Genomic DNA, 12,557 nt, shown 5'->3' with positions numbered 1-12,557 from the left:
CTGGAGGGCCTCCGAGGTCTGCTCCGGTCGGCCGACGTCGGTCGACCGTGCCGTCGGACCCCGACCAGGACAGGATGGCCAACGATGACCGCCACACGCCGGACCCGCACGCTGCACGGCCAGCAGATGTCCTACGTCGAGGCGTGCCCGGAGGTCGCCGGCGACGGTGCGGCCGACGGCGACCCGGAGGTCGTCGTCCTCGTCCACGGCATCGCCGGCAGCGCCGAGACCTGGACCCCGGTCCTGCAGGCCTACGAGCGCTCGGGCTGCGACCGGCTGCTCCTGGCCCCCGAGCTCCTCGGCCACGGCGAGTCGGCCGGCGTCGGCGGCGACTTCTCCCTCGGCGCCTACGCCAACGGGCTGCGCGACCTGCTCGCCGTGCTCGGGCACCGGCGGGTCACGGTCGTCGGGCACTCGCTCGGCGGCGGGGTGGCCATGCAGTTCGCCTACCAGTTCCCGGAGATGTGCTCGCGGCTCGTGCTCGTCTCCTCCGGCGGGCTGGGGCGGGGGGTCAGCCCGCTGCTGCGCCTGGCCGCGCTGCCGGGCGCGGAGTACGTGCTGCCGGTGCTCGCGTCCACCGGGGTGCTCCAGCTCGGCGCGCGGGGCCTGCGGCTCGCCGCCGCCCTGCCGTCGTTCGGCGAGGAGTCGGTGTCGCTGCGCGAGACGGCCCGCCACGCCGCGTCGCTGTCGCAGCGCGCGCACCTCGACGCGTTCGTCGACACCGTCCGGAGCGTCATCGGACCCTGGGGCCAGCGCGTCAGCGGCACCGACCGGCTCTACCTCACCGAGGGCCTGCCGACGATGATCGTGTGGGGCGCCCGGGACCCGGTCATCCCGGTCGGGCATGCGCGCCGCGCGGCGGGGCTCGTGCCGCACGGCCGCCTCGAGATCTTCGACCGGGCCGGACACTTCCCGCACTGCGACGAGCCGACGCGCTTCGCGGCGCTGCTCACCGAGTTCTGCGACGCCACCGAGCCCGGCGATCTGTCGGTCGCGAGCCTCGGGCCGCGGGTGGCGGCGCGCGGCACCGGCTGAGCGCCCGGGTCGACGTCAGGCCGTGCGCGGGTGCCGGCACTGGTAGGCCAGCGCCGGGGGCAGGTTGCGCCACACGGTCGGCGTGACGGTCACCTCGGTGAACGCCTGCTCGAGCACCCCGCGGAAGCGGCGCTGGGTCGGGAGGCGCCTCACGTGGCTGTAGGCGAACGTGGTGAACGTCGCGCCGGGGGCGAGCACGCGCGTGACCTGCTCGACGATCCCGCGCTGCGCCGGCTCACCGAACAGCGTCCACGGCAGCCCGCTGATGACGGCGTCGACGCGGTCGACCCCGGCGTCGGCGAGCAGCTTCTGCAGGTCGGCGGCGTCGCCCTGGACGACCTCGAGCCACGGCCGCGTGCGGCGCAGGTGCTCGACCATCCCCGGGTCGATCTCGACCGCGATGTGCCGCGCGCCCGCGGGCAGCCGGCGACGCAGGGCGGCGCTGACGACGCCCGTGCCGGGCCCGAGCTCGACGACGACCGGCCGGCCCTCGGCCGGGGCGACGGAGGCGAGCAGGTCGGACAGCGCCCGCCCGCTGGGCGCGACGGCGCCGATGACGGCCGGGGAACGGACGGCCGAGGTCACGAAGGTGACGAGGTCGCGCACAGGGCTCACGCGGGACACAGTGGCAGCTCCGGACGCGGGTCGCCCACTCGAGAGCCCTCCGTGTGGGCAACGGCGCGCGGGGCGCCGCCCCGGCAGGCGGGGGACTCCGCGGAACGGCTCAGCGCGGGTCGACCACGCGCATGAGGATGAAGGTCACCAGCAGCAGGATCATGATCGACAGATCCAGGCTGATGTTCCCGATCCGCACCGCGGGGATGAGCCGGCGCAGCAGTCTGACCGGCGGGTCGGTCACCATGAAGAGCACCTCGAGCCCGGCCGCGGTGCCGCCGGCCGGGCGCCAGTCGCGCGCGAAGCTGCGCACGATCTCGACCACGAGCCGGCCCACGATGAACAGCCACAGCACGAACAGCGCGTAGTACACGAGCAGGCGGGCGAGCTCCATGCCCTCCAGAGTGCCTGATGTCTCGGGGTCGCCGGTCACGGCCCTGCTCCCGACCCCGCACCCGACCCCGCACCGGACACCGAGGGGTGGCTCCTGCGCGCCCGGACGATTGGCTACCGTCAGCCCCGCCACCACGCGGGTGGCCACGTCGACGGGTGGAGGTCCGGTGGTCGTCCTGGTGCCCGTCGACGATCGGCTGACGGGCCCCGGCGCACCCGGTCTCGCGGAGCTGCGCACCGTGGGGGTCGAGCCGCTGGTCGAGGCGGTGCTGCGCAGCGAGGGCCCCGACGAGGAGCAGTTCGGGGCGCCCGCGGCGTGCGACACCCCGGCGGGCGGTCTGCCCCACGCCTCCATCGAGCCCTGCACGTTCCTGGCCGTCGATCCCCGCGACCGCCAGGTCGTCGGCACCTGCGGCTTCCGCGGGCCGATGCGCGGCGGCCGCGTCGAGATCGCGTTCTGGACCTTCCCGCCGTTCGAGGGCCGCGGCTGGGCGACGGCGATGACCCGCGCCCTCGTCGCCCGCGCGTTCGCCGACCCGGCGGTGCAGACGGTGGTCGCCCACACCCTGCCCGAGCGGGCACCGGCGGCCAGCGTGCTGACGGCGAACGGCCTGGTGCGGGTGCAGTCGCGCCGGCGCGACGAGTCCGGTCCCGGCGGGGCGAAGCGGGGCAAGGTGTGGCGCTGGGAGTCCCACCGCCCGATGCGCGCGCCGTCCCCGACCGCATGACGCCGACCGCCTGACGTGATCCTGCACCTCTGCACGCGCGACGAGCTCGAGGCCGCGCGCCGCGACGGGGCGCGCCGGCCGCCGTCGCTCGACGAGGTCGGGTTCGTGCACTGCTCGGACCCGGGCACCGTGCACCTGCCGGCGTCGCGGCTCTTCGCGGGCCGCACGGACGTCGTGGTGCTCGTCGTCGACCCGGCGCGACTGGACGTGCCGGTGCGCTGGGAGCCGGGCGTGGGTCCCGGCGGGGGCGAGGACCCCCGGGGCCCGTGGTTCCCGCACGTCTACGGCCCGCTGCCCCTCGCCGCCGTCGTGGCCGTGCACGCGCTCGTGCCCGAGGCCGACGGCACCTTCCGCCCGCCGCCCGGGGTCGCGGCGCCGCCCGCGCGTCCTGAGCGAAGGGCACCTTCGGTCGAATAGACGGGCGAGGGGCGCCCTTCGCCAGATCGCCGGGGCAACGACTCCCCTGGCGCCACGCCCCGGGAACGACGACGGCCCCCGACCGGATCGGTCGGGGGCCGTGTCGCGCGTAGCGGGGACAGGATTCGAACCTGTGACCTCTGGGTTATGAGCCCAGCGAGCTACCGAGCTGCTCCACCCCGCGCCGTGCCCGTGGCCCTGGGCTGGGGATCCCGTCGTCCGGAGAGGCTCCGGCGACGGTGTCGTAGCGGGGACAGGATTCGAACCTGTGACCTCTGGGTTATGAGCCCAGCGAGCTACCGAGCTGCTCCACCCCGCGCTGCGTTGTGCCCCAACAGTACACCGGCGCCCACCCCGTCCCGCGGAGGGGGGGTGGGCGCCGGCGGGCTGTCAGCCTCCCGCCGCCGAGGTCGCCGGCGAGGCCCCGGTGGCCGAGCGGAAGCGCTGGATCGCGGAGTCCAGGGCGGCCTCGGCCTCACCGATACCCTGGAAGTCGCGGGCCGCCTGCGCCTGCGCCAGGCGGTCGAGGGCGTCGTTCATCGCCGTCACCGCCTCGGAGAGCTCGGGGCTCAGCGCCTGCCCCGGCGTCCCCGACGGCAGCGGTCCGGACCCCGTGTTGGCGCCGGGGGTCGGTGTCGTCGGCGCCTGCTGGGTGGCCCCCAGCCCCGGCACCGTCAGCCCCGGCGGCAGCGGGACGCCCTGGAACGCGGCCTGCAGCGCCCCCTGCAGCGTCGGCGCGTAGCCGATGTCGCCGTTGTTGAAGCGGGCGATCACGCCGAACAGCTGCGGGAACGACGTCTGGGCGTTGCGCTCGACGTAGATCGGCTCGACGTAGAGCAGCCCGCCCGCGACCGGCAGCGTCAGCAGGTTGCCGTACTGCACCTGCACCGGGGTCCCGGACTGGCGCAGCGGGAACAGGCCCTGGTTGACCGAGTTGCTGGTCAGCAGCTCCGCCTGGACCTGTTGCGGGCCCTGCGGACCGCGCTGGTCCCCGGTGAGCTGCGCGGGGAGCTCGAGCACCGTCATCTGCCCGTAGGTCTCGGGCTCCGAGCTCACCGACAGGTACGCCGAGAGGTTGGGGCGCGACAGCGCGAGGAGGGTGCTCGTGATCTGGAACTGGGTGTCCGGGGCCGCGCCGGGCCGCGGGTCGCCCGCGAGCAGGTAGTAGGGCGGGATCGCGGCGTTGCTCTCCCGCGTCGGGTCCTCCGGGACGGTCCAGAAGTTCTGGGTGGAGAAGAAGTCCCGCGGGTTCTCGACGTGGTACCGGGTGAGCAGGTCGCGCTGGACCTTGAAGATCTCCTCCGGGTAGCGGAAGTGGGCCCGCAGGCTCGGCGAGATCTCGGCGGCCGGCCGCACCACGTCCGGGAAGGCCGCCATCCAGGTGCGCAGCACCGGGTCCTGCTCGTCGACCTGGTAGATCCGCACCTCGCCGCTGTAGGCGTCGACGGTGGCCTTCACCGAGTTGCGCATGTACCCGACCGAGCCCAGGGCGCCGGTGGGCCGCAGCGAGTCGCTGGTGGCCTGGCCGAGGCCGACCTGCTGGGCGTACGGGTAGCGCGGGAGCGTCGTGTAGCCGTCGACGATCCACTGCAGCCGGCCGTCGACCACCGCCGGGTACGGGTCGACGTCGGTGCGCAGCCACGGCGCGACCTTCTCCACCCGCTCGATCGGCGTGCGGTTGTACATGATCCGCGAGTCGGAGCCGATCGAGCCGTTGAACAGGATGTTCCGCTCGCCGTAGGCGGCGGCGAAGATCAGGCGCTGGGCCCAGTTGCCCAGCGGCACCCCGCCGGGCCCCGTGTAGGAGTTGGCGGGGCGTCCGGGGCCGTCGAACTCGCGGGGCGGCGCTCCCGGGTTGCCACCGACGATCGCGTAGTCGTCGGTGCCGCCGACGAACTCGCCGAAGTAGATGCGCGCGCCGTCGGGGCTCAGCCCGAAGGGACCGGGGTTGCTCGAGTCGCTGACGGAGAACTCCGGCAGGCCGCCCTGGCTCGCCTCGGCGTTGCTGGGCACGTTCACCCGGTCCGCGGGGGCCGAGACGATGCCCTGGCCGTGGGTGTAGACGAGGTGCCGGTTGATCCAGTCCTGCTGGTTGCCGATCAGCGCGTCGGGGTTGATCTCGCGCGCCGCCAGCACGAAGTCCTGGCGCTGCCCGTTGACCGTGTACCGGTCGATGTCGAGCTGGGGCGCGAAGGCGTAGAAGTTCGTCAGCTGCTGCTGCACCGCGAAGGTGCGGTTGAGCCGCGACGGGTCCTGGATGCGGATGTTGTTCAGCGTCGCCTGGCTGTTGGCGACGTCCTGCGGGGGCACCGCGGCGTTGCCCGCGGCCGAGGCGACCTGCGGCGCGTAGGGCACGACCCCGACGTTGCCGAGCCCGAAGGCCTGGCGCGTGGCGGCGATGTTCCAGGAGATCGACTGGGCCTCGCGGTCGATCGCGTTCGGGCGCACCGAGACCTGCTCGAGCACCGCGGGCCAGGCCGCGCCGACCAGCACGCTGGAGAGCACCAGCAGCGCCAGCGCGATCGCCGGGATCTGCAGGTTGCGCAGCACGACCGCGGAGAAGAACGCCGCGGCACAGATCACCGCGATGATCAGCAGGATGAGCTTGGCCGGCATCGCGGCGTTGAGGTCGGTGTAGGTGGCGCCGAAGAAGTTGGCGCCGCCCTCGGCCGCCTTGCGGTCGGAGAAGAGCAGCTCGTAGCGGTCGAAGAAGTACGCGACCGCCTTGAGCAGCACGAACGTGCCGGCGAGCACGGCGAGGTGCGCCCGGGCGGGCGGCGCGACGGCGCCGTTGCGCCCGGCGAGGCGGATGCCGCCGAAGAGGTAGTGCGCGACGAGCGCGGCGATGAAGCTCACGGCGATCGCGACGAACAGCCAGCTCAGCAGCCAGCGGTAGAACGGCAGCTGGAAGACGTAGAACGCGATGTCGTGGCCGAAGACCGGGTCGGCGACGCCGAACGGCGTCGAGTTCAGGAAGAGCTGGACGGTCTGCCAGTCGGCCTGCGCCGAGAGCCCGGCGATGAGCGCCACGACGGCCGGGATGCCGATCGCGAACCAGCGGGGTCGCGAGAGGACCACGGTGCGGTAGCGCGCCACCGGGTCCTCGCCCGCACCGGCGCCGGCGACGGGCACGAACACCGGGCGCACCCGGTAGGCGATGACGAGGTTCAGCGCGAGCAGCCCGCCCATCAGCACGGCGGCGACGACGAACTGCAGGACGCGGGTCCACAGGATCGTCGTGAAGACGCCCCGGAAGCCGACCTCCCCGAACCAGGCCCAGTCGACGTAGACGTCGACGAGCCGGGCACCGCCGAGCAGGACGACGAGCGCGACCGCGCCGACGATCAGCAGCGTCTTCGTCCGTCGCGACAGCTGGGGCGTCGCGGTCGGGGGCCGGTTGGCCACGGGGTCACACTCCTGCCAGACGTTTGTTCCTCAGCGCAGGCGAGCCCGCGCGTGCGGACGCCACTCTACGAACACGGTGTGGGGTTGACGTGGCCCGGCATGTCCGGATCCCTCGCGCCCTGCTCCGGACCGGGTGGCCCGCCACCGGAGGTCTCGGGGCGTCAGCAGGAGACGGGCGGGCGACCCTCGCGGACCGCCTCCAGCGCGGCGATCCCCTCGCCCAGCGTCCCCACCCGGGCGAGGGTCAGCCCCTCGGGCGCCTCGGCGACGGCCTCGGCGCAGTTGCCCGCCGGGACGAGGAACACCTCGGCGCCGTCGTGGCGCGCAGCGTCCATCTTGAAGCGGATGCCGCCGATGTCCCCGACGCGGCCGGTGGCGTCGATCGTGCCGGTGCCGGCGACGACGTGGCCACCGGTGAGGTCGCCCGGGGTCAGCTTGTCGACGATCGCCGACGCGAACACCAGCCCGGCCGACGGGCCGCCGATGTCGCCGAGGCTGATGCGGACGTCCACCGGCGAGTCGACGACGTTGGTCGGCGTCACCCCGAGGAAGCCGCGCGGGTCGCCGTCGGGGCGGGCGGCCGCGACGACGGTGACGTCGGTGCGCGGGCCCGGGTTGCCCAGCGGGCCGCGCTGCACGGTGACGGTGACCGGCTGGCCGGGGCGGGTCGGCGCGAGCGCGTCCACGACCTCCTGCGGCGTCGTCACCGGGCGCCCGTCGACGGCGACGATCCGGTCGCCGGGCGAGAGCAGCCCGGCCGAGGGCGAGCGGTCGAGCACCGAGCCGACCTGCACCGCCGTCGGGTACCCGAGGTAGCGCAGGGCCGCGGCCTCGGCGTCGGTCTCGGACTGCACGAACTGCCGGGTGTTCTCCTGGTCGACCTGCTCGCTGGAGCGCCCCGGCGGGTAGACCGACTCGCGCGGGAGCACCTGCTCCTCGCCCGACGCCCACATCGCCATCGCGCCGAACAGCGTGACCTGGGTCGTCACCGCGACGGTGGTCATCCGCAGCTGACCGGACGTCGGGTAGACGCGCACGGGGCCGGTGACGTCGACGACCGTGCGGCCGTCCTCCCCGCCGGCGAGGACGTCGAACGTCGGGCCGTCGCCCAGCGCCACGAACGGCACCCGGACCGTCGCGCCCAGCAGCCCCAGCACCCCGGCCAGGACGAGTCCGAGCGCGAGGGTCGCGCGCAACCGGGTCACGGGCGGACAGGGTAATGATCGGACGTGGGGTCGTCGTGCGGGGACGGCGCCCGGGGCGTTCCTGGGAGGTTCCTGGGTGTTCGCCGTGGGCATGCGTGCACGCCCCCGCGGCCCGTCGTACCCGCGTACCGTCGACACCATGAGTGACCTGCCCTTCGGCTTCGGGCCCTCCGATCCCGACGACGAGTCCCGCCGCTCCGGATCGGGCGGCGCCGGTGGTGCGGGCGGCCACGGGTTCGGCCTGCCCGGCATGGGGGGCCTGCCCGGCGGCGCCGGCGGGCCCGGCGGCTTCGACATGGGGCAGCTCGGGCAGATGCTGACCCAGCTCGGGCAGATGCTCAGCCAGTCGTCCGGCCCGGGCGCCGAGGGCCCCGTGAACTACAAGCTGGCCACCCAGATGGCGCACCAGCAGCTCGGCGAGGACGGCAAGAAGGCGCCGACCGGCGAGCAGCAGCGCGCCGCCGAGGAGTCCGTGCGCCTCGCCGAGCTCTGGCTCGAGGACGCGACGACGCTGCCCTCGGGCGCCTCGCAGGTGGCCGTGTGGTCGCCCGCGCAGTGGATCGACACGACGATGCCCACCTGGCAGCGGCTGTGCGACCCGGTGGCGCAGCGCGTCGCGGGCGCCTGGGTCGAGGGCCTTCCCGAGGAGGCCCGCCAGATGGCGGGGCCGATGCTCGGGATGATCTCGCAGGTCGGCGGCATGGCCTTCGGCTCGCAGCTCGGGTCGGGCCTCGCGCAGCTCGCCAAGGAGGTGCTCACCTCCAGCGACGTCGGGCTGCCGCTCGGCCCGGAGGGCACCGCGGCGCTGCTGCCCGCGGCGATCGCGGACTTCACCGCGGGGCTCGACCGCCCGGCCGGCGAGGTGCTCGTCTTCCTCGCCGCCCGCGAGGCCGCGCACCAGCGCCTGTTCGGGCACGTGCCGTGGCTGCGCCAGCGGCTGCTCGCCACGGTCGAGGAGTTCGCGCGCGGCATCCACATCGACACGTCGCGCATGGAGGAGCTCGCCCGCGAGGTCGACCCGACCAACCCGGCGTCGCTCCAGGAGCTCATGAGCTCGGGGATGTTCGAGCCGCAGACCACGGAGTCGCAGAAGGCGGCGCTGCGCCGCCTCGAGACGCTGCTCGCGCTGGTCGAGGGCTGGGTGGACGTCGTCGTCGCCGACGCGGTCGGCGAGCGCCTGCCCGGGGCCGTCGCCCTCGGCGAGACGCTGCGCCGCCGGCGCGCCTCCGGCGGACCGGCCGAGCAGACGTTCGCGACGCTCGTCGGGCTCGAGCTGCGGCCGCGCCGCCTGCGCGACGCCGCCACCCTGTGGCGTCGCCTCACCGACGAGCGCGGCATCGAGGGCCGCGACGCGGTGTGGGCGCACCCGGACCTCATGCCGACCGCCGACGACCTCGACGACCCGGAGAGGTTCGTCGGCGAGCGCCGGTCCGTCGCGCCGTCGCAGGAGGGCGCCGCCCCGAAGACCGACGAGAGCTTCAGCGACCTCGACGACCCGCTCGCCCGCCTCGAGGCCGAGATGAAGGCCGAGCAGGAGGCGCGCGGCGAGGGCGACCGGTCCGGGGAGAAGGACGGGTCCGGGGAGAAGCCGGACGACGAGGGCCGGAGCGGCTAGTCCTCGTCGGGGTCGGGGTCGGGGTCGGGGTCGGGGTCGGTGTCCGGGTCGCCGTCGGTGTCGGTGATTGGCAGTCCGGCGCCGGCGGCGAGGCCCTCGAGGTAGCCGATCGCGCGCTCGCTGCGCGGGTAGGCGGCCTCGGCGGCGCGGAAGGCCGGGCCGTGGTGCGGCTCGCGCAGGTGCACGAGCTCGTGCACGAGGACGTGGTCGAGCACCCAGCCCGGGACGTCGCGCAGCCGCTCGGACATCCGGATCGTGCCCTCGGTCGGCGTGCACGACGCCCACCGCGTGCGCATGGGCCTCGTCCAGCGCACCGACGCCGGGCGCGGCCAGGCACCACCCGGCGCGATCGGGTCGAGGTGGGCGCGGGCGAGGCGGTCGGCGCGCGCGGCGAGGTCCGCGTCCCCCGCGCGGCGCCCGGGCCGCCGGCGGGTCTCGGCGCGCTCGAGGCGGCGCAGCGCCTCGTCGACCCACCGCCGTTCCTCGGCGCGTGACATCGACGCCGGGATCTGGACGACGACCTTCTCGCCCTCCCGTCGCCACGCCACCGTGCGCCGCCGCCGGGCGCTGCGACGCACCTCCACCTCCGGCTGCGTGTCCGCCACGTCACCGAGGGTAGGAGTCGGATCCGAACGGGCCGCCGGTGCGTCGAACCAGGTGTGCTCCCAGCTCCCGTCGCGTCCCTCACCCCGTCCCTCGCCCCGTCCCTCCCCGACCGGCCGCGCCTGCGCCGCCCGGCGCTGCACCGGTCGGCCGACGTCCTGCAGTTCGGCACCGGCGCGTCCGGCGTCCTCGTCGTCGAGGGCCTGACCCCACCGCTCGCGCGGATGGTCGCGGCCCTCGACGGCACCCGCCCCGTCGCCCGCGTGCTCGCCGAGGCGGTGGCCGCCGGCTCCTCCCCCGCCGCGGCGCGGGCCCTGCTCGACCGCCTGCACGCCGCGGGCCTGCTCGCCGCGCCCGCCACGCCCGACACCGTGCCGGCCGACCGCCGCGTCGTCGTCCGCGGCGCCGGGCGGATCGCGGTGGCGATCGCCGGCCTGCTCGCCGCGGCCGGCGTCGGGCGGGTGCTCGTCGAGGCCGAGGGCGTCGTGACCCGCGACGACCTCGGTACCGGGCTGCTCGCCGGCGACGTCGGGCGGCCGGCGCAGGACGCCGCGCAGGACGCGGTCGCCCGGGCCGCCGTCGCGCCCCCGCCGCCGGGCGCCCCGTCCGCGCGCCGGTGGCTCACGGCGCAGGCCGACCTCGTCGTGCTCGCCGACGCCGCGCGGCCCGACGCGCTGGCCGCGCACCGGCTGGTCCTCGACGGGCGCGCGCACCTGCCGGTCGCCGCGGAGGACGGCATCGCGGCGGTGGGCCCGCTCGTGCTGCCCGGCGCGACGCCCTGCCTGCGCTGCGACGACCTCGCGCGCACCGACGACGACCCGGCCTGGCCCCGCGTCGCCGCCGAGCTCGCCACCCACCGGGCGGCGGTGCCCGTCGCCCTCGCGGCCACCGCGGCGGCGCTGGCCGTCACCGAGATCCTCGCGGTCCTCGACGGCGCCCCCGCGGCCACGCGCGGCGTGGTGCTCACGCTCGGGCCCGACGGCGCCCGCGACGCCCGGCCCGTGCGCCGGCACCCGGGCTGCGGCTGCGACGCGCTGCACTCCCGGCGCGGCGGCAGGAGTGGGCGCGACGTCACGTCCGGGGCGACGGTCCTGGTCAGGGAACCGGCCGGGCCCGTAGCGGCGGGGGCGGCGTGACCTGATCGCGCCGTCACTCCTCGCGCGGGGGAGAATCGTCCCCGTGACCGATGACATCCCCCGCCGGTCGGTCCAGCGGTCGGCGCGGCTGGCCTCGCTGCCGCTGGGCTTCGCCTCCCGCACCGCCGCCGGCTGGGGTCGGCGCCTCGCCGGGGGCGACCAGGGCGAGATCTCCGCGGACGTCGCGCGCCGCGGTGCCGAGCAGCTCTTCGCCGTGCTCGGCGAGCTCAAGGGCGGGGCCATGAAGTTCGGCCAGGCCCTGTCGGTGTTCGAGGCCGCGGTGCCCGACGAGCTCGCCGAGCCCTACCGCGAGGCCCTGACGCGGCTGCAGACCGCGGCGCCGCCGATGCCGGCCGCCCGCACCCACCGGGTCCTCGCCGAGCAGTTCGGGCGCGGGTGGCGCGAGCGCTTCCGCGAGTTCGACGACACCCCGGCCGCGGCGGCGAGCATCGGCCAGGTGCACCGGGCGGTGTGGCACGACGGCCGCGACGTCGCGGTGAAGGTCCAGTACCCGGGCGCGCAGGAGGCCGTCATGGCCGACCTGCGCCAGCTCCAGCGCTTCAGCCGCATGGTGCAGCCGCTCGTGCCGGGCATGGAGATCAAGCCGCTGCTCAGCGAGCTGCGCGACCGCATGGCCGAGGAGCTCGACTACCGCGACGAGGCCGACGCCCAGCGCGCCTTCGCCGCCGCCTACGACGGCGACGAGCACGTCGTCGTGCCGCGGGTGGTGGCGTCGGCACCGAAGGCGATGGTCTCGGAGTGGATCAGCGGGACGCCGCTGTCGGCGATCATCCGCGCCGGCGAGCCCGAGGAGCGCGACCGCGTCGGCCTGCTGCTCTCGCGCTTCCACTTCTCCTCGCCCGCGCGGGTGGGGCTGCTGCACGCCGACCCGCACCCGGGCAACTTCCAGATCCTGCCCGACGGTCGGCTGTGCGTGATCGACTTCGGGGCCGTCGCGCGCCTGCCCGACGGCCTGCCGCGCGAGCTCGGCGAGATGCTGCGCCTCGCGGTCGAGGACCGGGCCGAGGAGCTGCTCGAGCTGCTGCGCGACCTGAACTTCGTCCTGCCCGGCGTCGACATGCGCTCCGAGGAGGCGATCGCCTACCTCGGGCCGCTCACCGACCCGCTGCGCACCGAGAAGTTCCACTTCACGCGCTCGTGGCTGCGCGGGCAGGCCGACCGGCTCGGTGACCTGCGCCGGCCCGAGTTCACCACCGGGCGCGGGCTCAACCTGCCCCCGCAGTACATGCTCGTGCACCGCGTGACGCTCGCGTCGGTGGCGGTGCTGTGCCAGCTCGACGCGGAGATCCCACTGCGCAGCGTCTTCGAGGAGTGGCAGCCGGGCTTCGCGAGCTGAGCCTCGGAGCCGCGGAGCGGGAGCGCCCTCCTCGGGGCCCGGTGCGCA

11 protein-coding genes and 2 tRNA genes are annotated in these 12,557 nt (G+C 75.5%); 6 read left to right on the top strand and 7 right to left on the bottom strand.

The window, feature by feature from the left end; all coding sequences use genetic code 11:
- Window positions 1-84: 84 nt before the first annotated feature.
- Window positions 85-1,035, top strand: a complete 951-nt coding sequence (locus ACYX4T_RS26010) for an alpha/beta fold hydrolase (protein ID WP_476012100.1) — start codon at window positions 85-87, stop codon at window positions 1,033-1,035.
- Window positions 1,036-1,050: 15 nt separating this feature from the next.
- Here the strand turns inward: ACYX4T_RS26010 and ACYX4T_RS26005 are convergent, their stop codons facing one another.
- Entirely contained in the window at window positions 1,051-1,650 is a 600-nt protein-coding gene (locus ACYX4T_RS26005) for a class I SAM-dependent methyltransferase (protein ID WP_476012099.1), read from the bottom strand.
- 109 nt (window positions 1,651-1,759) lie between these two features.
- Window positions 1,760-2,044: a YggT family protein gene (locus ACYX4T_RS26000; RefSeq protein ID WP_476015376.1), complete on the bottom strand. Its 285-nt coding sequence runs from the start codon at window positions 2,042-2,044 to the stop codon at window positions 1,760-1,762.
- Window positions 2,045-2,210: 166 nt separating this feature from the next.
- On the opposite strand from ACYX4T_RS26000, the gene ACYX4T_RS25995 reads away from it, so the two are divergent.
- Window positions 2,211-2,771 (top strand): GNAT family N-acetyltransferase, encoded by a 561-nt coding sequence (locus tag ACYX4T_RS25995; RefSeq protein ID WP_476012098.1) that lies wholly within the window; start codon window positions 2,211-2,213, stop codon window positions 2,769-2,771.
- A gap of 15 nt (window positions 2,772-2,786) precedes the next feature.
- A complete protein-coding gene (locus ACYX4T_RS25990) occupies window positions 2,787-3,188 on the top strand; it encodes a DUF952 domain-containing protein (protein ID WP_476012097.1) in 402 nt (133 codons plus the stop codon).
- Window positions 3,189-3,298: 110 nt separating this feature from the next.
- Here ACYX4T_RS25990 and ACYX4T_RS25985 read toward each other — a convergent pair.
- The 4 genes from ACYX4T_RS25985 to ACYX4T_RS25970 form a co-directional block, all read right to left on the bottom strand.
- Window positions 3,299-3,372, bottom strand: a tRNA-Met gene (locus tag ACYX4T_RS25985).
- A 61-nt stretch (window positions 3,373-3,433) separates the two neighbouring features.
- A tRNA-Met gene (locus ACYX4T_RS25980) sits at window positions 3,434-3,507 on the bottom strand.
- 71 nt (window positions 3,508-3,578) lie between these two features.
- Window positions 3,579-6,593, bottom strand: a complete 3,015-nt coding sequence (locus tag ACYX4T_RS25975; protein ID WP_476012096.1) for a UPF0182 family membrane protein — start codon at window positions 6,591-6,593, stop codon at window positions 3,579-3,581.
- Window positions 6,594-6,754: 161 nt separating this feature from the next.
- Complete coding sequence (locus ACYX4T_RS25970) at window positions 6,755-7,798, bottom strand: YlbL family protein (RefSeq protein WP_476012095.1); 1,044 nt, start codon at window positions 7,796-7,798, stop codon at window positions 6,755-6,757.
- Window positions 7,799-7,937: 139 nt separating this feature from the next.
- On the opposite strand from ACYX4T_RS25970, the gene ACYX4T_RS25965 reads away from it, so the two are divergent.
- Entirely contained in the window at window positions 7,938-9,413 is a 1,476-nt protein-coding gene (locus ACYX4T_RS25965) for a zinc-dependent metalloprotease (protein ID WP_476012094.1), read from the top strand.
- Here ACYX4T_RS25965 and ACYX4T_RS25960 read toward each other — a convergent pair.
- A complete protein-coding gene (locus ACYX4T_RS25960; protein WP_476012093.1) occupies window positions 9,410-10,018 on the bottom strand; it encodes a M48 metallopeptidase family protein in 609 nt (202 codons plus the stop codon). The two genes, ACYX4T_RS25965 and ACYX4T_RS25960, sit on opposite strands and share 4 nt — an antisense overlap.
- 54 nt (window positions 10,019-10,072) lie before the next feature.
- On the opposite strand from ACYX4T_RS25960, the gene ACYX4T_RS25955 reads away from it, so the two are divergent.
- Both ACYX4T_RS25955 and ACYX4T_RS25950 read left to right on the top strand, forming a co-directional pair.
- Window positions 10,073-11,152: a TOMM precursor leader peptide-binding protein gene (locus tag ACYX4T_RS25955; RefSeq protein ID WP_476012092.1), complete on the top strand. Its 1,080-nt coding sequence runs from the start codon at window positions 10,073-10,075 to the stop codon at window positions 11,150-11,152.
- Between the two features lie 43 nt (window positions 11,153-11,195).
- A complete protein-coding gene (locus ACYX4T_RS25950; protein WP_476012091.1) occupies window positions 11,196-12,509 on the top strand; it encodes an ABC1 kinase family protein in 1,314 nt (437 codons plus the stop codon).
- Window positions 12,510-12,557: the final 48 nt, after the last annotated feature.

The sequence above is a fragment of the Actinomycetospora sp. ABD4_176 genome, from assembly GCF_056311855.1.
This window is presented reverse-complemented; position numbering and strand designations above follow the sequence as displayed.

Bases quoted from the DNA above. Each gene is read 5' to 3' on its own strand.
- ACYX4T_RS26010 (WP_476012100.1), top strand. From the start codon at position 85: ATGACCGCCACACGCCGGACCCGCACGCTGCACGGCCAGCAGATGTCC.
- ACYX4T_RS26000 (WP_476015376.1), bottom strand. From the start codon at position 2,044: ATGGAGCTCGCCCGCCTGCTCGTGTACTACGCGCTGTTCGTGCTGTGG.
- ACYX4T_RS25965 (WP_476012094.1), top strand. From the start codon at position 7,938: ATGAGTGACCTGCCCTTCGGCTTCGGGCCCTCCGATCCCGACGACGAG.